Origin of the sequence: Lysinibacillus sp. NPDC098008, from assembly GCF_044760715.1 — a bacterium.
Classification (GTDB): Bacteria; Bacillota; Bacilli; order Bacillales_A; family Planococcaceae; genus Lysinibacillus.
Genome location: NZ_JBIWBA010000007.1, coordinates 1 through 21,143, shown reverse-complemented (window position 1 = coordinate 21,143; position 21,143 = coordinate 1). Strand labels below are relative to the sequence as shown.

Here is a 21,143-nt window from a genome sequence, read left to right as displayed (position 1 = left end):
TCAACTTTTTTTATATGGCAACTCTTTTGGAATCGGTCCAAAGGCAATCCAATGATAGTTAACATATTTTCCAATGATATAGACCACCAACCAAGTGCCAAATAAGGCAATCACAAAGCCACCTACACTCCATAAATGGAATACTAGACTATTGCCGCTAATAGGAAGTTGTCGATAAAGGAACAGGAAAAATGGATGCAATAGATAAATACCAAAGGATAGTGCTCCTAGATTAATCAAGCTATTGACAATGGCTCTATGCCACTGGTGATAAATCCAGAACGACAGCTGTAATAGCACAATGCTTGCTGTAATGGCTTGCAGCTCAAAAGCAAGCTCAAAGACAATGCTGTTTGCTAAATAGGTTTGTGCTGAAAACACAAAATAATATAAATAAATATTATAGCCAGTAGCAAATAGCCATAGCAGCCAAATGAGCACAATAGCAAGTGAGAAATTTCCCTTTTTTAGCTGAAGCCACTTTTTATATTTTTCAAAATAAATACCTAAAAATCCGCCTGCTAGAAAATAAAAAAGATACGAGAATGCAATACTTCCTCGATAGGGATATTGCCAAAACTCAGCATTCAATACAATAAATGCCCACTGTAGGACGAAGCCAATCCAAATAAGGTGGGGCAATACGGCTGGTTTTTTCTTCATAATATAGAGCATAAGCGGGAACATTACATAAAATTGCACCATAATAAAAATATAATATAAATGCGTATAGGCTTTGCCAATTAATAGCTTTTCCAAAAATTCGGTGCTAAATAATGCCTGCCATGTAAGGGCTAGATCATGCGTCAGAAAAAGTCGCGTGGCGGCATAATAAAAGATGGAAAAAAAGAGATATGGAATAACAATTTGCGTGACTCTTTTTTGGTAAAAGCGAGCGATTAGCTCTTTTGTCAAATCCTTTTGTATATAGTTGTAAAATAACACAAAGCCACTTAAAAAAATAAACACAGGCACAGCAAATTTTGGGAAAATATTTAACACAACATATAGCGGATAGAGCTTTGAGTCACTGGTTAGCACGGTTACAGGTGTACTCGTTGCATGGATCAGCAGCACCGCTAAAATAGCCAATGCACGTGTAACATCCAATTCATAAATATGGGCTCGTTTCATACAATCATCTCCAAAAATAATTTCGCTAGCTTAGTATAAAAAACTTTTATGTCAGCTAGATGTCAGTTTATGATTAGAAGAGCTTCCAGTAAATTTAAAATATTATAACATATTGTACGAATCATAGAGGGAAAATAAACAAAAGGCTTATGGGGATGTTCATAAACGGACATTCCTTGCTCTTGTTATGTCTTTATTCTTCTTCAAACATGAGCGGCTAGTGCAAGGGAGCACCTTGGCTAGTCTATTTTTATGGTAGTATGATAATGGAAGGAAAGTGATGGTACGAAGGAGCGAGGGTCGTGAAAATATATACATACAAGCAGCCAGCAGCAATCGAGTCAACAGAGGTGATTGCTATCTTGAATGAAGCGGGGCAGGTGTCGTCCACGGTGCAGCGTGTTTATAGTAATGCGCTGAAAAAAGCATTTGACCGTACAATGGACTATCGTTATTTTGTGCGCTTTGATGTCAAGGATAGGCAAGAGCAGCCTCTTTTTACGTGTAAAAAAGTGACGCGCCGTGGTCGTGTGCATTTTCAAGGGAAGGACTTTGTGACAGGCAAGGACTATACGATTGCCTATGATGGCTGGCAAATTATGATTCCTGATTTATTGATTACAGATGGGGAGCAGCAAATTAAGCTGAATAAGGAAATGGAGGGCTGGTCTGTTTTTTCCATAAATGACGAGCCCATTGCACGCTGGCAGGCGACTTTTTATGAAACCTATTTTGCGATTACACTCGAAATCGAGGATTATAGCCCAATTCAACACGAGGCATTTTTTATTGCGATTGGACAGGCTGTGCTATTTATTGGGGCATAGCTCAATAATAACCTTATTCAATACTAAAACAGCCACCTCCAACAAGCAGAGGCGGCTGTTTTTATTAGATTTCTATCATTTCCTTCGTTAACTTTTGACGGCTAATCCAGTAGCCTTGTAAGGTAAAGACCATCAGTGTCGCTCCGAGAAAGACGATGCTGGTGATGCCTAATGTCAGGAAGTCATAGGATATTGGGGAGCCTTCATCAATAAAGCTTAGCATCCTCGTCAAAACTAATCCTAAAAATATGCCGACAGCAAGGCTATAGAGTACAAATGATAGGACTTGCGTCAGGATAAGCTTGATTAAGCCGTTTGGTGATAGACCAATCAATCGTTGAATGGCATAATCGGCACGCTTGCCATAAATAGCATGTAGCAATGTTTGCAAAACACCAAGGCAGGTTGCCGCGATTAATATAACAAAGACGCCAACAAATAGGCTCCAGCGCTGGAAGAACATTTCATTGGATTGCTCAAGCATCGTTGCTTTATCTGTCAACTTCAGGGCTGGCCAGCGCTCCTCTAAAAAAGCTAAATCAGCTAATGCTTTATCAGGGCTAGCTGTTTCAACCATAATGTCCTCGATGATTGTGTGATCCTGAGCCGTGAGGAAGGATGACCAATCAACAATTAAATCCGCACGGTGAATAGGTGCATCAATAATGCCGATAATTTGTAATTCACCAGTAGGTCTATCCTGCTGTGCAGCCACATCATAGGAGCCAACCGTGACACGATCACCAACCGATAAATGATAACGCTCTGCAAAGCTCTGGGTCACTAAAAGCCCATTCTGCAAATTGCCCTCAACTTTTGACAGCTTCCCCATTTGTACTAATTTCTCAATATTGGTAGTTGTATAATTCTCTGGTAGCCACTCTTGACCGAGCTGTAGCGCAATATACGCATTATTGCCCTGTGCATAAGCATACTGCACGCTTGGTAACGCTTCAATTTCCGCTAACACTGCGGGCGTAAAGGTTGGATCATTTAATTCATTATTGATTTTTATAGCTGTTTCGTATTGTGCTGCGGTGTAGGCAAGGTCGTTGTGCTGTAAGGTTTTCATTAATGAGCTGCCAAAGGTTAAAATGACCATTAAGCCAATAATACTGAGCACAATCGGCATGTTTTTGCGTACCTGTGGCATAAGCTGCTGGCACGCTAAATAGGCTTCTTTGCCAAGCACCTTCCGAATCGGCTTTAAAGCCATATGAAGGATGGCTGTAAACAGATAGGGAATCAATAGCAGTAAAATCCCGCAAACGAGTAGTGTACCGATTAAAATAAATAAAGCGCCTTGCCCATCTCCTGTGCCTACTAGCTGTGCCTGCAGGAATAATAGGAGGGCAATCACACCTGCTATACTGACCACGATTGTTTTCCATTTTGTCCAACGTAGCTGTAAATTTTCGTTATCTGACGTGATTTGTAATGGCAATAGTCTGGAGCTTTTGGCTACTTGCCATTGTGTCATCACCTGAAGAATCAAGAAGCTCGACAGTGCAATTAATAGTATAACTAGAATGGGAAGCTCTGTGTTAGCATCTGGTAAATGTAGCAGGCTAATTAATTGTGGTAGCCAAAGCTTGATAATTAGAAGGCTCAGTGTCGTCCCCAGCATAACGCCAAAGGCAATCATACATGATAATTGGAGCCTAACAATACGCCCAACTTGCTTCACGGATGCTCCGAGCGCACGTAAAATCATTAGCTGCTCTTTGATTTTATAGAATAAGAGCTGGAAGGTGGACAGCAACAGAACACTTGAAATAAGTAAAATAAAGACCGATAGTACAATCATAAAAACCATTAAGCTTTGTAAATTTCTTTTAAACACATCATAATCACTCATAATATCTACACGCAATGTGTGATCGAGCTGCTTCAGCTCTGCGCCTACTAGCTTGGCACGGTCCTCATCTGTTTTAATAAGCGCAAACATTCCTGCTGTTTGAGGCTGACTATCCTTCATCCATGCTTTGACAATATCATTGGGCAATAGGATGAAACTCGGACTATCAGTGCCTTTGATCGCCGGTAAAATTTCTCGAACGATAAAATCCTGCCCTTGAATATGAATAGGGTCCCCAACTTGCTTATTGAAAATACGGGCAACATTTTCCGAAAGAATAGCATCATTCGAGCCAAGATTCACCTCAAAATGGTAGCGGCTTTTTACAAGGTCGTCATTTTCGACACCAACAGTATAAAAGGCTGTGTTTGTTGCTTGCTCAACCGTTGTATAAGCTAACGATATACTGGACACTTGTGTAACACCTGCTAGGGTGGAAAATGCCTCAATTTGCTGTGTTGTTAATAGCTTAGCTTGATTAGGATTATAGCCAACCATGACATCCATTTCCCCATATAATGCTTGAATATCAGCCTTCATTTGCCCATGGGCATTCCAAATATAGACGGTCATGGTCAGCACAAGGCAGATTGAGATCGTAATAATACTAATACTTGTCAGGACATTTGCCCAAGCAGCACGAAAAAGCTTCAGGGCAATGTTGCGCATTGTAAACATTAGCGATCCCCCCTCGTAATATGCTTGAATTTCGTTAAAATACAATCTAAATCCTCTTCATTTTGCTGATTTTGATAGGAATCCACAATCGCACCATCATGGAAGAACAATACCCGATTGGCATAGGTCGCTACATAAGGGTCGTGGGTAACAAGCAAAATCGTTTGCTGGTTCTTTTTTTGTAAATCGACGAGCAGCGCTAAAATTTCATCTGTTGTTTGAACATCTAGCGCACCTGTTGGCTCATCTGCCAGTAAAATAGGCGGGTTCGCAATAATGGCACGCGCAATGGCGACACGCTGCTTTTGCCCGCCAGATAGCTCATGTGGTCGATGCTTTGCCCAAGCGGCGATGTTTAATGCTTCCATCATGTGCTGCACACGCACCTTAATGTCCTTGCTCGGCACATCATTTAAAATAAGAGGCAGCGCAATATTATCCTCCACGGATAAATCCTTTAATAAGTGAAACGATTGAAAAATAAAGCCGATATTTTCTTTGCGAAATTGCGATGCTTTTGGCTCCTGATAAATATCGTAGGCTTCCTTACCAAATAAAAATAATGCCCCGTCCGTTGGCTCATCAATGGCGCTAATCATATTAAGCAGGGTGCTTTTCCCTGAGCCGCTTGTCCCCATAATCGCCACCATTTCCCCCTGATAAATGGTGCAATGGATATTTTTTAAGGCGTTTACAGTATGCTGCTTTTGCTGATAAATTTTGGACATCCCTTCCACACGTAAAACCTCCGTTAAACGTCCTTCAGGGATGGGTATTGCATTAATGACTTCTTTCAATGGATTGAACCCATTCATCGAGATATGCCCCCTTTAACTGTTGTCGCAATGCTTGTAAACCACGGCGAATATGCGTTTTGACAGTGCCCTCAGGACATTGCAAAATAGCTGCAATATCCTTAACGGAATAATCCTGATAAAAGCGTAGCAGCAGCACCGTCTTATACTTTTCCTCAAGCTGACAAAGTGCCTGCCATAAATCTAGCTCTTCCTCGATATATGTAGGGGATGTACTGTTTAAATCTACTAAAGCCTGTGGTTCAACAGGCTGCACCCGCTTGTTCTTCGCAATATACGTTTTACAGCAATTAATAATAATGCGCGTAAGCCATGTTGAAAAATAGTGTGGCTCCTTGAGCTGTGGCAGCCCCTCATAGGCGCGAATAATGGTTTGCTGAAAAACTTCTACGGCGTCGTTTTCATTTTGTACATAGACATATGCCATGCGATAGAGCTTATGCTGCTCCTGCTCAATGAGCTGATAAAATGCTTGTTCATCGCCATGCTGAGCAAGAATTACTAATGATTGCTGCGCTGTCGTAATGAAAATCGCCTCCTTTACAACTATTAGACTTAGCAAGCTGTTATTTCGATTCAAGTTTTTTTAAATGGCTGGCAAAATCGTCGAAATTTTATTTACTGTTATAGTGGAGTTTTAGGATATTTTTGATTGATTTAGGCTGATAGTTATACGTGGTTTCCGCTTTTGATTAATAACTAAGAAGCTCCGTCAGTATTGTTACTGACAGAGCTTCTTCTAGTTTTCATATTTTCATAATATCAATTGGATTTTCGATCCACGCAGTTGAACCTGCGACTTTTTAATAATAACATACATCTAATTGATTTGAAAATTCAGAAAATATAATTTAAAATAAAATTAAGAAATTTTAGTGTGCTAAATAATTATAAAGATTCTCCAAATGATAATATAAAGAGGAGTTGAAATTGAATGTGTAAAAAAGAATATATTATTTATCAAGCTTTTAAATCAGGAAAATCTATTAAATTCCTGAGCAAGAAATATAATGTACCAAAAAATGAGATTGAGAAGATAATACGCTACCATTTAATTGTCCCTTTTAGTTATAAGATATTTATTTTTTTATTAATCTTCTTCTATTTTAACTGCCTTTAAAAAACTCTGGGATTTTTAAAGGAAATTTACTAGTATTATGTTAATTTATTCTAAAAATACATTGCTTTCCTAAAATAGCTATAGTATTCTAAAGAAAAGGAGTGGAACATATGTTTTTAGCACATATTCGAGAGGCGGATTATGCTGAGCAAACAGTGCAACATCATTTAGAGGAAGTGGCACTTTTAGCCAGAGCATATGGAGAGCCAGCAGGTGTAGGAGCACATGCAGAGCTTGCTGGGCTTTTACATGACTTAGGGAAGTTTACCGAGGAATTTACTATTTATTTAAAGAATGCTGTTTTACATAATGAAGTGGCTAGCAAGAAAATTGATCATTCTACAGCTGGTGCAAAATATTTATATGAACGATTTTATACTGGTGATGGTCCGCAAAAGCTTGTTGTGGAAACGGTGGGAATGGCTATTTTATCACACCATTCAGGGTTACAAAACTTTGCCCAGTTAGATTTAGAAATATCTGATTATATAAAACGAGTCGTAAAAAAAGATTTACCTTATTATAATAACGTCGTTCAAAATTTTGAAGCGATTGAGGGCAATAAGGAGCGTGTACAACGTTTAGTAAACGAAGCAACAGAGGAATGTCGTACGTTTTTTGAAAAAATAAAAACGAAAGCGCATTATAGTATTTATTTTAGCTATTTACAAAAGCTTGTTTTTAGTTGTTTGATTGATGCTGACCGCACAAATACTAGGTGTTTTGAAGAAAATACATCGACAACAGTAGCAGATTATACAAGCGTATTTTTAAAAGGTTATGAACACCTCATGGAGCAAGTTAAAGAATGGAAAAAGAATAAGGAGCCGATTAATCAACTACGCACCTTGATGTCTGAAAATTGCGACTTATTAGCGATGCAACCCTCGTCAATTTATACTCTTTCGATTCCAACAGGTGGTGGCAAAACATTTGCTAGTTTGCGCTATGCTTTAAAACATGCCAAACAATATCAAAAAGCACGAATTATTTATATTGTACCTTACACAACGATTTTAGAGCAGAATGCACAAGCAGTGAAAAAAATCATCCAACAGCCACAAGCAGTTTTAGAACATCATGCAAATGTAGTAGATGATAAGGATATTAATGAAAAACTTGATAAGGAGCAAGATTTTTATGGAGTCCCTTATCACAAAAAAATGCAATTAGGGCGAGATAATTGGGATTATCCTATTATATTTACAACAATGGTACAGTTTTTAGATACTTTCTTTCAAAAAGGAACAAGGAAATCAAGAAGATTACATAATTTAACGAATGCCGTCATTATTTTTGATGAAGTACAATCGGTTCCATATAAACATTTTAGTTTATTTAATACAGCACTGAATTTTTTGCATCATATCGGAAATAGCAGTGTAGTTTTATGTACAGCTACACAGCCAACTGTTGGCACAATGAAATATGCTATTGAATTGCGGGACAATGCTGAAATGGTTCCACAACTTACAGATACAGTAAAAGCCTTTGAACGTGTGACCATCCATAATCATGTTACAACTGAGGGATATGACTCAAAAGAGCTGGCAATGTTTGTACAAAATATAATGGAAAAAAGACAATCTACATTAATCATTTTGAACACAAAAACTGCTGTACGTAAATTATATGAGGAACTAACATGTATACAAGAATATAAAGTGTATCACTTGAGCACATCCATGTGTCCTGCACATAGAAGCAAAATATTAAAAGAAATTAATGATTGTTTAGGGAAGGAACGAGTGATTTGTGTTAGTAGTCAATTGATTGAGGCTGGAGTAGATATTAGCTTTGAGGCAGTTGTTCGCTCTTTAGCAGGTTTAGATTCTATTGCACAGGCAGCGGGACGTTGTAATCGTCATAATGAGCAAGAAAGGGGCGATGTATATATTGTACGAGCCAAAGATGAAAGCTTAAAAAATCTCCCTGAAATCGCAGTAGGTGGGGAAGTGACAGCAAACTATATTTTGCGAAACGACGAGTATGCTACAGATATACTTAGTCCACAAGCAATCTCTCATTATTTTAGCCATTACGATAATTATGTAAAAACTAAAATAACATTAACCCCACCTAAATTAAAATATGAATTGATTAAGTTACTTGAAAAAGATATACAATCGCCAGCAAGAGAGAATTTATCTTATGCATTATTTAAGACGTTAGAGCAACATTTTCAAGCGATTGATTCACCTACAAAGGCTGTTATTGTGCCTTTTGAGAAAGGGAATGATGTGATAGCTGCTTTAAATGAACCACAACTGAATTTAGTCAAATTTAATGAATTGTTGAAGGAAGCACAGCAGTTTACTGTGAATTTATATGACACAGAATACAAATTGCTTCATCAACAAGGCTTATTAAAACCGCTATATTATGATTCGTTTTATTATTTAGATGATAAGGCATATAGCACAGCTTTCGGCGTTTCAATTAAAGGAGAAGAAAAAATGGAAGATTATTCAGTTTATTAAAGAGGTGAGAGGATGCGCAATCAAATTGAATTTAAAGTATATGGTAAATATGCTTTATTTACAGACCCTGTTACACGTATTGGCGGTGAGAAATTTACCTATCAGATTCCAACATATCAAGCATTAAAGGGAATTACAGAATCTATATATTGGAAGCCAACAATTACTTGGTATATTGATGAAGTACGTGTTATGAATGCGATTCAAACAGAAGTAAAAGGGGTTCGCCCAATAAAGTATCAAGATGATTCCAATGATTTAGCTTACTATACGTATTTAAGAGAGCCAGTATATCATGTACGAGCTCACTTTGAATTCAATGAAAACCGCCCTGATTTAGCATATGATCGAAACGAAGAGAAGCATCATAATATTGCTAAACGCTGTGTAAAACGAGGGGGGCGGCGTGATATTTACTTGGGAACGCGTGAATGTCAAGGTTATGTAGAATATTGCGAGTTTGACAGTGGTAGCGGGTTTTATGATAACTATGGGGAAATTAGCTTTGGACCAATGTTCCATGGCTTTACATACCCTGATGAAAATAGTACGGAAGAGCTTCAAGCTAGAATTTGGAGTCCTACAATGAGAGATGGGAAAGTTCAGTTTGTTCGACCAGAAGATTGTGAAATTATACGTTTGATTAGAAAAGGCTCTGTGAAGCCTTTTGAGGAAAATGTCAACCTTAAAAGTGTCGATGATGAATATGAAGAGATTTTTAAGGAGGTGAATCGATGAACTGGATGCAACAATTAGAACAAGTCTATAGTAATAACGAAAAATATGTTGGGGAATTTGAAGAAAGATACCAACAACGTATTACATTATTACCTGTATCTCATATGATGCAAAACGCACAAATTGAAATTCTTCTTAGTCCAGAAGGTAACTTTATTGAGGCAAAGGTTGTTCATAAAGAGCATGCAAGAACAATAGTCCCCGTTACACTAGCCTCTGCTAATCGAACAAGCGCGAGTGCACCGCATTTCTTACATGATAAGTTAGCTTATGTTGCTGGAGATTATGTAGCATTTGGCGGCAATGAGAAGCGTGCTGCTTATTACAACGATTATATTAATCAAATGCAGCTATGGGTGAATGATAGGCATGTGCCACAGCGTGTACAAGCAATTTATGATTATGTGAAAAAGGGCACAGTAATAGCAGACTTAGTACGAGAAAAAGTATTGCTTGTAGATAATCAAAATAAAATTATGACGAAATGGACAGATAAAGAAAAGCCATTAATTTTTCAAGTAGTGGCTGGTGATGTACTTGATGCCTTTGTTCGTTTTGATGTGCTACATACAACATATGATGAGCCTGCTGTATGGGAAGATAAAAAGCTTTTTGATGCCTATATTGCATTTTTCAATCAACATTATTTAGAAGAACAAGACGTTTGTTATATTACTGGTCGACAAGTAGCTTTAACCTCTCAACATGGCGCACGTATAAGAAATGCAGGAGATATGTCAAAATTAATATCTTCTAATGACAGTGTAGGGTACACATATAGGGGTCGTTTTGCGAAACCAAGTGAAGCTGTTCAAATAGGTTATGAGGTTTCTCAAAAGGCACATCATGCATTACGATGGTTGATGCAAAGGCAGAGCATGTATATAGATTCGCGCTATTTCATCACTTTTGGTATTGAAAATCCTACTATTATTGATCCGTTTGAAAGTTCAATTGGTTTAATTTCATCTAGTACAAATAAAAAATATACCGCTGAAATAGAAGCGGATGCCCTACATCAAGCCATTAAGGGTTACAAAAATCAATTAACGAAAGACAAGGTAAAAAATATTATTGTAATAGCAATGGACGCCGCTACATCAGGACGTTTAGCGATTGTTTATTACCAACAGTTTCATACAGATTTATTTTTAGACAATATAGAGCATTGGCACAACACATGCAAATGGCTTCAGTTTATAAAAGATGAAGAAACAAAGAAGGTATTGCGCATTGAAGGAACGCCCTCTACTTACCGAATTGTAGAGGCTGTTTATGGAAGTAAAGCAGATCCGAGAATTAAAAAACAACTGTATACACGTTTATTGCCATGTATTGTAGAAAAAAAGCCTATACCTATGGATATAATTCGATTGATTTTTAATCGCATTAAAAATCCTGCTAGCTTTAAAAATTTAACAGAATCTTGGGAAGGGGTACTTAATGTTGCCTGTGCATTAGTATTGAAATTACATGAAGGGGAGGGATACACAATGGCATTACAAAAGGACAATGTAACACGTGACTATTTATTCGGTCGCCTATTAGGAGTAGCAGAAGTGATGGAGAAGCGAATTTTAGAAGATCGTGAGAAAGGCAAAAAAGATAAGGATAGAAGATCTACGAATGCAACGCGTTATTTCAATGCATTTATACAAAATCCTGCTCGCACTTGGTTGGTAATACGTCGCCAGCTACAACCTTATTTTATGAGACAAGCAATTGATGTCGAGTATTATGCCATGTTACTCCAACAAATTGAAGATCAAATTACACCTGAGCGAATGAATAATCAACAACTAAGTCCATTATTTATACTTGGCTATAGCAGTCAAATCCAAGATATGTACAAAAAAAAGGAGGATGTATCAAATGACAATATTGAAGAATAAAATTGATTTTGCAGTGGTATTTACAGTAAATAAAGCAAATCCAAATGGCGATCCTTTAAATGGAAACCAGCCAAGACAGGATTTTAACGGTCACGGTGAAGTATCAGATGTTGCCATTAAGCGAAAGTTACGTAATCGCTTACAGGATGAAGAGGAATCTATTCTGGTACAATCGGATGAACGACGAACAGATAATCATCGTAGTATCCGTGATCGAGTAGCTGCAGTGGAAGAGTTAAATAAAATCTTAACAAAAGGGAAGGGAACAAGTGAAGAAGAAGCATCTGCTGAAAAACTTGCTTGTGAACATTGGTATGATGTGCGCGCATTTGGACAAGTATTTGCATTCAAAGGCGATAAGCTGTCCTTAAGCGTTCGGGGTCCTGTATCTATTCATGCTGCAACAAGCATTGAACCAGTAGATATTACAAGCATGCAGATTACAAAAAGCGTAAACTCCATTACCAATACAAAAGATCCAAGTCAAAAAACTTCTGACACAATGGGTATGAAACATCGAGTTGACTTTGGTGTATATGTATTTTATGGCAGCATTAATCCACAATTAGCAGAGCGTACAGGCTTTACATATGAGGATGCACAAAAATTGAAAGAAGCGCTTCGAACCCTGTTTGCAAATGACGCTTCTTCTGCACGTCCAGATGGTAGTATGGAAGTAAATAAATTATTTTGGTGGGAGCACAATTGTAAACTAGGACAATATTCATCTGCTAAGGTACATCGATCCGTGAAAATTGAGCGCATACAAGATAGTGATAAACCTTCGATTAAGGATTACTCAATTAAGGCTGACGACACTGAGTTATCAGGGCTAGTTGCAGAAGAGTATGATGGCTTATAATGAAGAACAATTTTTAATGTTGTCAGGCTTACAACATTTTGTCTTTTGTCGAAGACAATGGGCACTGATTCATATTGAACAAGTATGGGAAGATAATGTGCTTACTGTTGAAGGTAATACTTTACATGAAAAAGCAGATGATCCTTTTGTACGTGAGAAACGTGGGGATACAATCTATGTTCGAGCACTACCTATTCACTCATACACGTTAGGCATCAATGGTATTTGTGATATGGTAGAGTTTACAAAAACAACAAAAGGTATTACTTTAGCCAATGAAGATGGGCAATTTGCGGTGAAGCCGATTGAATATAAGAGGGGAGCGCCAAAAAAGCATGATGCTGATATTGCGCAGCTCGTGGCTCAAGTGCTTTGTCTGGAGGAGATGCTTCAAACAACGATAGATGAAGCTGCACTATACTATCATGAAACAAGACGACGAGAAATAGTGGAAATTACTGAAGAATGGCGTGATAAAGTAACAGCGATGATAAAAGAGATGCATCAATATTATGAACGCAAGTACACACCACGTGTAAAGACAGGAAAGCATTGTAAAAGTTGTTCTTTACAGCATATTTGTTTACCAGAGCTATTAAATAAAGAATCTGTACTTGCCTATATAGATAGGATGACACGAGAATGAAGCGATTATTAAATATAGTTTATGTATCTCAGTCTGATGTATACCTTGCACTAAATGGAAAAAATCTTGTTTTACTAAAAGAAGGAGAAGAGCTTGGAAAAATACCAATACTAAATCTTGAGGGTATTTGTACGTTTGGTCATCAAGGTGCGAGTCCTGCTTTAATGGCTACATGTATGGAACAAAATATAAGTCTAACTTTCTTTTCAAGTAGTGGACGTTTTCGTGGAAGATTGACAGGTGCTATTAATGGCAATGTAACATTACGTAAAAAACAGTATGAAGTATCAATGGACGAGTTAGAAAGTGCAGCAATAGCACGTCATATGATTGTTGGAAAGATTTATAATGCTGAGCAAAATTTGAAGCGTACGATACGTGACCATGCTTTACGTGTAAATACTGAACGTCTAACGCAAGTTGTTGAACGTTTAAAGCAGGCAAGAAAGTTGGCTTTTTCAATAACTAGTTTAGAAGAATTACGCGGTATAGAAGGTAATGCTGCTAGTGCCTATTTTAGTGTTTTTGATGAATGTATTTTACAACAAAAAGAGGACTTTTATTACAAAGGTAGAAGTAGACGCCCTCCTCTGGATCGAGTAAATGCATTGTTATCATTAGCGTATTCTTTGCTTGCCTCTGAAACGGCTGCTGCGCTGGAAGGTGTAGGCTTAGATGCCTATGTAGGATTTTTACATCGAGATCGCCCAGGACGAACATCACTTGCTTTAGATATAATGGAGGAATTGCGCCCTGTTATTGCTGAACGCTTTGTTTTAAAGCTTATTAATCGTAAACAAATACAAGCTAGCGATTTTATTGAGAAAGAAAATGGTGCGGTTTTACTAAAGGATGATGCAAGAAGAAGCTTTTTTAAATTATGGCAAGAGGCTAAACAAGAACAGGTAACACATCCTTATTTAAAAGAAAAAATCCAATGGGGACTAGTCCCACATGTACAAGCCCTGTTGTTAGCCCGTTTTTTACGAGGGGATTTAGATGCATACCCTCCATTTTTAATAAGGTAGGTAGATTTCTATGTTAGTTTTAGTAACTTATGATGTGCAAACAAGCACATCTGGTGGAGCAAAGCGTTTACGTCAAGTTGCCAAAAAATGTGGGGAATATGGCATACGTGTTCAAAATTCTGTGTTCGAGTGTGTTGTTGATGCTACGCAATACAAGCAACTTCAGCTTGCACTTGAAGACATTATTGACCCAGAACGAGATAGTCTTCGATTCTATAACCTAGGCAATAAATATAACTCAAAGGTCATCCATATAGGTGCAAAAGAAACAATAGATGTAGCAGCACCACTTATATTTTAATTACGCGAACCTCTAGTGCCCATAAAAACACTAAGAGGTTCGCGCAAAATTTTAGTACATTCAATGGATTTTAGGATAAACTCTTCCTAAGATTTTTGTAATATGTTTTAATAATATCAATATATAGTTTGTAAAAAGATACTTTTAACTATATATTGCGGTCTTTCTCTGTATAGAGAAAGTGGATTGAAATTGGTACTCTGCCACAGCTTACCAGCTCCGCAAAAAAGTCTTTCTCTGTATAGAGAAAGTGGATTGAAATAATACATAAAACACTATATATTGTGTTGTCGTAGTCTTTCTCTGTATAGAGAAAGTGGATTGAAATATCTGTTTTGACTTTACGTTGATTACGCTCAATTGTCTTTCTCTGTATAGAGAAAGTGGATTGAAATATCATCATTTGGGCTGTATACAAGTACATCATCTTGTCTTTCTCTGTATAGAGAAAGTGGATTGAAATTATGAACCTTTAGATGAATACGTTAAAGCTTTTGTCTTTCTCTGTATAGAGAAAGTGGATTGAAATGCAAAATGAGCGATTTTCAATAAATGCATACCATGTCTTTCTCTGTATAGAGAAAGTGGATTGAAATATCAAACCATTGTTTTGACTAAACAAGGTCCACATGTCTTTCTCTGTATAGAGAAAGTGGATTGAAATTATATGGAAGTCAGGGAAAAATTCATGTAAGTAGTCTTTCTCTGTATAGAGAAAGTGGATTGAAATTAGCAAAGATGTCGCAAAGCGACTTTCGATACAGGTCTTTCTCTGTATAGAGAAAGTGGATTGAAATCGATTCCTGCTGCTTTCCAGCAGGAGCTGCAACAGTCTTTCTCTGTATAGAGAAAGTGGATTGAAATTAAAAATTTTTCGACCCTATTTATCACCTGATGCACGTCTTTCTCTGTATAGAGAAAGTGGATTGAAATGCTCCTTATGCTCCCTCGCTACGCTCAGTCCGCGTCTTTCTCTGTATAGAGAAAGTGGATTGAAATGATTAGCTTTCGGTTTGTTGGGCTGTCCACTTTTTGGTCTTTCTCTGTATAGAGAAAGTGGATTGAAATGTAAATTTTGCCGTGAGTTTGGAAAACTTGGAGCGTCTTTCTCTGTATAGAGAAAGTGGATTGAAATTGTTAAAAGTGTAACGGAATTGCCAGGATAGCCGGTCTTTCTCTGTATAGAGAAAGTGGATTGAAATCAACAAAGACTTTTAAATGTTTTCAGCTAAAGCTTGTCTTTCTCTGTATAGAGAAAGTGGATTGAAATACACCCCTCTAAAAATACACCCTCTACCATGAATGTCTTTCTCTGTATAGAGAAAGTGGATTGAAATGTGCGTGGGAAATTGCTAAAGCTGGTGCTAAAAAGTCTTTCTCTGTATAGAGAAAGTGGATTGAAATAGATGTTAGAACAAGAAATCAAACGTCTGCGTGAAAGTCTTTCTCTGTATAGAGAAAGTGGATTGAAATTCTTTTAAAGCTACATGAGTTAATACTGGTCTAGCGTCTTTCTCTGTATAGAGAAAGTGGATTGAAATATTATAATTAACTCCAGTATTGTAATCTGCAGCGTCTTTCTCTGTATAGAGAAAGTGGATTGAAATTTTGTTACAAACATGGTTGCTCAGCCATGGTCAGTCTTTCTCTGTATAGAGAAAGTGGATTGAAATATCGAGCGACTTGCCTAGTGTTTTCATGCTAGAGTCTTTCTCTGTATAGAGAAAGTGGATTGAAATGATTTCTTGACCAAAATTAAAGATTTATCTACCGTCTTTCTCTGTATAGAGAAAGTGGATTGAAATAAGAAAGCTGAACGTGTATCAACATGTGGTGAAATGTCTTTCTCTGTATAGAGAAAGTGGATTGAAATGCTGTTATGAACATGGGAAGTCGTGGCGATATTTGTCTTTCTCTGTATAGAGAAAGTGGATTGAAATATCAAAATGGAGGCTGTAAGATGAAAACTATAAAGGTCTTTCTCTGTATAGAGAAAGTGGATTGAAATTTCATTTCATCATGATCAATAAATGATGCCTTACTGTCTTTCTCTGTATAGAGAAAGTGGATTGAAATTCGTAATGTTGAATCTAAATCAAGTTAATAAAGGTCTTTCTCTGTATAGAGAAAGTGGATTGAAATTACTCTTTATAGATGGAATATTGTTGGAAGAATAAGTCTTTCTCTGTATAGAGAAAGTGGATTGAAATACTGGATTAGCGTTGCCACTGCTGCATGGGCTATGGTCTTTCTCTGTATAGAGAAAGTGGATTGAAATTGCTACAACACATGGGGCATTTGGGTTGACTAAGTCTTTCTCTGTATAGAGAAAGTGGATTGAAATTTTAAGCGCTGTATTAAAAGATGTATCACCATCCGTCTTTCTCTGTATAGAGAAAGTGGATTGAAATATGTTTGCGTGGATCGATCTTTTCGGTCCCAATGGTCTTTCTCTGTATAGAGAAAGTGGATTGAAATATAACTAGTGATAATGACCCAAAGCTTGTAGAAACGTCTTTCTCTGTATAGAGAAAGTGGATTGAAATATCATTTAGTTTCTACGGTCAAGACGATTTTCAGTCTTTCTCTGTATAGAGAAAGTGGATTGAAATTATATCATCTGACGTTTTTCCACCAGTACATAAACGTCTTTCTCTGTATAGAGAAAGTGGATTGAAATAACTACGAACAATGTAGCTAATGACATGCAATTGTCTTTCTCTGTATAGAGAAAGTGGATTGAAATTAGTCCGATGTCAAAGCCATCTACAGTGTCATTACCGTCTTTCTCTGTATAGAGAAAGTGGATTGAAATAATAATTTTAGGCAAATTTTTAATAAGAGTTTCCAGTCTTTCTCTGTATAGAGAAAGTGGATTGAAATTTACTCAAATAATCAATGAGCATAAGCCAATTAGGTCTTTCTCTGTATAGAGAAAGTGGATTGAAATAAAACAAAATCCAAAACAGCCTTCCACAGATGAGTCTTTCTCTGTATAGAGAAAGTGGATTGAAATCCAATAGGGATTGATTAATATATAATGTGGTTAAGGTCTTTCTCTGTATAGAGAAAGTGGATTGAAATCATCCAACTAGGTACAAAACTACCAGCATCCACAGTCTTTCTCTGTATAGAGAAAGTGGATTGAAATCCTACTGACACTAAGCGTTCTTGCAATGACAAAGTCTTTCTCTGTATAGAGAAAGTGGATTGAAATATCTACAGGGCACTTTACTCTCGAAGTCGGTAAGTCTTTCTCTGTATAGAGAAAGTGGATTGAAATGCATTGCTCAAACAGATACAACTCCTACTCCTTGTCTTTCTCTGTATAGAGAAAGTGGATTGAAATTTTGATTATGTCCGCCATAGACTACCATCCCGCCCGTCTTTCTCTGTATAGAGAAAGTGGATTGAAATTCGTTAACTAGCACCGCTTTTTCGATGTTTCCGTCTTTCTCTGTATAGAGAAAGTGGATTGAAATGTTTATTCCAATGTCACGACCTTTTGCGATGAACGTCTTTCTCTGTATAGAGAAAGTGGATTGAAATACAAAATCAAATACGACATCGAATGGGCTGTTGAGTCTTTCTCTGTATAGAGAAAGTGGATTGAAATATTAAAATCTGTACCGCCTGCAAATTTAGCAAGTGTCTTTCTCTGTATAGAGAAAGTGGATTGAAATATCTTTTGTAATTTGTACAGGCGTTGGAATTTTACGTCTTTCTCTGTATAGAGAAAGTGGATTGAAATAGTAAACTTGTTCTTGATTTTTACAACATCAAAACGTCTTTCTCTGTATAGAGAAAGTGGATTGAAATCTGGCATCGAAGATTTAACGGATGACGAAGTAATCAGTCTTTCTCTGTATAGAGAAAGTGGATTGAAATATATGGTACATCACCGTTTTTGTTATCGACTTTACGTCTTTCTCTGTATAGAGAAAGTGGATTGAAATCAAGGAGGATTAGGAGCTGGCAAAACATTTATGGTCTTTCTCTGTATAGAGAAAGTGGATTGAAATTATTGGCTTTAAAGGGAAAAATGCAACATTCCAGTCTTTCTCTGTATAGAGAAAGTGGATTGAAATACAACAACAAGAACAAACAAATGCAGAGGAAAGTGTCTTTCTCTGTATAGAGAAAGTGGATTGAAATTTGACGGACATTGGTTTCTAAATCCCAACAAAATGTCTTTCTCTGTATAGAGAAAGTGGATTGAAATAATACGTTGTTTTTTAATTGGTTTTGGAACATAAGTCTTTCTCTGTATAGAGAAAGTGGATTGAAATAGTCAATCAGTAAAGGCATCTGAAGGGCTTTTAGTCTTTCTCTGTATAGAGAAAGTGGATTGAAATTCTTGTCATACCATTAGAAACATTTGCTGCACGTCTTTCTCTGTATAGAGAAAGTGGATTGAAATAGACGTACTAAAGCTTTTTCGTATTTTTCCTTTTGTCTTTCTCTGTATAGAGAAAGTGGATTGAAATCTTGATCTTATTGCGAATTAATTGATATCGTTCTGTCTTTCTCTGTATAGAGAAAGTGGATTGAAATATTGCGAGAGAAGATATCAACCCACCCCTGATTGTCTTTCTCTGTATAGAGAAAGTGGATTGAAATTCCCGGCTGTTAGGGCAATTTCCATCAATTAAAGTCTTTCTCTGTATAGAGAAAGTGGATTGAAATTCGTTTACAAAGCAGAATGGTTGATAGCCTACAGTCTTTCTCTGTATAGAGAAAGTGGATTGAAATTCGTTTACAAAGCAGAATGGTTGATAGCCTACAAGGTCTTTCTCTGTATAGAGAAAGTGGATTGAAATAATAGCACCACCTAATCTAATAGATATTCAATTTGTCTTTCTCTGTATAGAGAAAGTGGATTGAAATATCTGATTCACCTGCCGATGCTTGCGTAAAAAATGGTCTTTCTCTGTATAGAGAAAGTGGATTGAAATAGGATGATAATTGTAAAAATGTTGGTAGAACAGCGTGTCTTTCTCTGTATAGAGAAAGTGGATTGAAATATCTACCTTTGCCTTGCCTGCACCGTCACACAACGTCTTTCTCTGTATAGAGAAAGTGGATTGAAATATCAATGTCATATCCTAATACATAAGCTATTGCGTCTTTCTCTGTATAGAGAAAGTGGATTGAAATTTTACAGAGCACTAGGAATTGTTCGGTGCTAACAGTCTTTCTCTGTATAGAGAAAGTGGATTGAAATATTTGGTCAGTAGTTGCTGAACCATCCCGAATCGTCTTTCTCTGTATAGAGAAAGTGGATTGAAATAATCATTCTTTGTAGTTGTAACAACGCGCCTTTCGTCTTTCTCTGTATAGAGAAAGTGGATTGAAATGAATTTCAAAATCCACGGAAAGCTTGTCCTTTCCGTCTTTCTCTGTATAGAGAAAGTGGATTGAAATATAATTTGCGCAACGCCAGCATCGTCTAAAGCAGTCTTTCTCTGTATAGAGAAAGTGGATTGAAATTCTTTTAGGCAGCTAGCAATATTTATGGATGCCAGGTCTTTCTCTGTATAGAGAAAGTGGATTGAAATTGCGCTTGCTTTTGGGGCGTAGGTGAAAACTCTGTCTTTCTCTGTATAGAGAAAGTGGATTGAAATAGTGGACGTCAACTATTAAGAGCCGCAGAGAGGTGTCTTTCTCTGTATAGAGAAAGTGGATTGAAATAACGTTGCTCGACCTGATACTTTTAACATCTCTTGTCTTTCTCTGTATAGAGAAAGTGGATTGAAATATTGTCAATAAATCCGAAAGTTTATCAGGAATTTGTCTTTCTCTGTATAGAGAAAGTGGATTGAAATTGCAGCTACTAAAAGCGTATCTGCTTCATGACCGTCTTTCTCTGTATAGAGAAAGTGGATTGAAATAACTTTTGATACGCCGTCCTTCAAACTGTTAGCGAGTCTTTCTCTGTATAGAGAAAGTGGATTGAAATGCAAGGAAGCCTTGCGATTAACCGTAGGAACTACGGTCTTTCTCTGTATAGAGAAAGTGGATTGAAATAATTTCTTTGTCACGTGAAATACAATGCAGTTGTCGTCTTTCTCTGTATAGAGAAAGTGGATTGAAATTCTAATCCTTTGCGAATTAGTTCATAAACAGCAAGTCTTTCTCTGTATAGAGAAAGTGGATTGAAATATCAAGATTCGCCCCATCGCCAGCTCGCCTTAAGTCTTTCTCTGTATAGAGAAAGTGGATTGAAATTGCTATATAAATAGCTTCTTCCTGACCCGTAATTGTCTTTCTCTGTATAGAGAAAGTGGATTGAAATGCATTATGAACCATCCCGTTACAGCGACGTTACGTCTTTCTCTGTATAGAGAAAGTGGATTGAAATTTCGGGTACATTAACATTTGCGCCGTCAGAGCGGTCTTTCTCTGTATAGAGAAAGTGGATTGAAATTCGCATATTCAAGAACAAGAAAGCGTCAGAAATTGTCTTTCTCTGTATAGAGAAAGTGGATTGAAATTACATACCTGTCCGGGTAGTTATTTTTTAGTAATGTCTTTCTCTGTATAGAGAAAGTGGATTGAAATCATTCTTAACGTAGTAGATGGCTGCCACATGGAGGTCTTTCTCTGTATAGAGAAAGTGGATTGAAATCGTTTGTGATTCGATACTTACAAGCTTGGTTTCGGTCTTTCGTAAGCCCGTAATCAAATAACGCATATAAATGACCTGGCACCTCCGGTACGATAAACGTATCATTCAAAGGAGGTGCCATTCCTATGCCAACGGA

The 21,143-nt window shown here is 37.1% G+C and carries 12 protein-coding genes and 1 CRISPR repeat array; of the genes, 8 read left to right on the top strand and 4 right to left on the bottom strand.

The annotated features are described in order from the left end of the window. The gene (locus tag ACIQVU_RS08850; protein ID WP_402895019.1) at positions 1–1,134 is read right to left on the bottom strand and encodes an acyltransferase; all 1,134 of its coding nucleotides are present in this window, start codon (positions 1,132–1,134) and stop codon (positions 1–3) included. 302 nt (positions 1,135–1,436) lie between these two features. Here ACIQVU_RS08850 and ACIQVU_RS08845 point away from each other — a divergent pair, with 302 nt between their 5' ends. Beyond that, a complete protein-coding gene (locus tag ACIQVU_RS08845; RefSeq protein ID WP_402895016.1) occupies positions 1,437–1,961 on the top strand; it encodes a tubby C-terminal domain-like protein in 525 nt (174 codons plus the stop codon). A gap of 64 nt (positions 1,962–2,025) precedes the next feature. Here ACIQVU_RS08845 and ACIQVU_RS08840 read toward each other — a convergent pair whose 3' ends face one another. From ACIQVU_RS08840 to ACIQVU_RS08830, 3 genes are read right to left on the bottom strand one after another with little or no spacing between them, the layout of a single operon-like run. Further along, positions 2,026–4,497, bottom strand: a complete 2,472-nt coding sequence (locus tag ACIQVU_RS08840; RefSeq protein WP_340805561.1) for an ABC transporter permease — start codon at positions 4,495–4,497, stop codon at positions 2,026–2,028. Beyond that, positions 4,497–5,225: an ABC transporter ATP-binding protein gene (locus ACIQVU_RS08835; protein ID WP_402895147.1), complete on the bottom strand. Its 729-nt coding sequence runs from the start codon at positions 5,223–5,225 to the stop codon at positions 4,497–4,499. The genes ACIQVU_RS08840 and ACIQVU_RS08835 overlap by 1 nt, the downstream gene beginning before the upstream one ends. 52 nt (positions 5,226–5,277) lie before the next feature. After that, positions 5,278–5,874 carry a sigma-70 family RNA polymerase sigma factor gene (locus ACIQVU_RS08830; protein ID WP_340805563.1) on the bottom strand — a complete coding sequence of 199 codons (597 nt, stop codon included), beginning with the start codon at positions 5,872–5,874 and terminating at the stop codon, positions 5,278–5,280. 668 nt (positions 5,875–6,542) lie between these two features. Here ACIQVU_RS08830 and cas3 point away from each other — a divergent pair. Genes cas3 through cas2 form a run of 7 tightly spaced genes read left to right on the top strand, consistent with a single transcriptional unit; the run spans position 6,543 to position 14,379 of the window. Then, a complete protein-coding gene (gene cas3 / locus ACIQVU_RS08825; protein WP_340805564.1) occupies positions 6,543–8,912 on the top strand; it encodes a CRISPR-associated helicase Cas3' in 2,370 nt (789 codons plus the stop codon). A gap of 12 nt (positions 8,913–8,924) precedes the next feature. Then, positions 8,925–9,650 (top strand): type I-C CRISPR-associated protein Cas5c, encoded by a 726-nt coding sequence (gene cas5c, locus ACIQVU_RS08820; protein WP_340805565.1) that lies wholly within the window; start codon positions 8,925–8,927, stop codon positions 9,648–9,650. After that, on the top strand, positions 9,647–11,542 hold the full coding sequence (gene cas8c, locus ACIQVU_RS08815; RefSeq protein ID WP_340805566.1) for a type I-C CRISPR-associated protein Cas8c/Csd1: 1,896 nt from the start codon (positions 9,647–9,649) through the stop codon (positions 11,540–11,542). The genes cas5c and cas8c overlap by 4 nt, the downstream gene beginning before the upstream one ends. Next, complete coding sequence (gene cas7c / locus ACIQVU_RS08810; protein WP_340805567.1) at positions 11,523–12,404, top strand: type I-C CRISPR-associated protein Cas7/Csd2; 882 nt, start codon at positions 11,523–11,525, stop codon at positions 12,402–12,404. The genes cas8c and cas7c overlap by 20 nt, the downstream gene beginning before the upstream one ends. Further along, positions 12,391–13,050 carry a CRISPR-associated protein Cas4 gene (cas4, locus tag ACIQVU_RS08805; RefSeq protein WP_340805568.1) on the top strand — a complete coding sequence of 220 codons (660 nt, stop codon included), beginning with the start codon at positions 12,391–12,393 and terminating at the stop codon, positions 13,048–13,050. The genes cas7c and cas4 overlap by 14 nt, the downstream gene beginning before the upstream one ends. Further along, positions 13,047–14,078: a type I-C CRISPR-associated endonuclease Cas1c gene (gene cas1c / locus ACIQVU_RS08800; RefSeq protein WP_402895008.1), complete on the top strand. Its 1,032-nt coding sequence runs from the start codon at positions 13,047–13,049 to the stop codon at positions 14,076–14,078. Before cas4 ends, cas1c begins: the two co-directional genes overlap by 4 nt. Before the next feature lie 10 nt (positions 14,079–14,088). Next, positions 14,089–14,379, top strand: coding sequence for a CRISPR-associated endonuclease Cas2 (gene cas2 / locus ACIQVU_RS08795; RefSeq protein WP_340805570.1), 291 nt, complete (start codon positions 14,089–14,091; stop codon positions 14,377–14,379). A 160-nt stretch (positions 14,380–14,539) separates the two neighbouring features. Continuing rightward, positions 14,540–21,007: a CRISPR direct-repeat array (repeat unit 33 nt; unit sequence GTCTTTCTCTGTATAGAGAAAGTGGATTGAAAT). Positions 21,008–21,143: the final 136 nt, after the last annotated feature.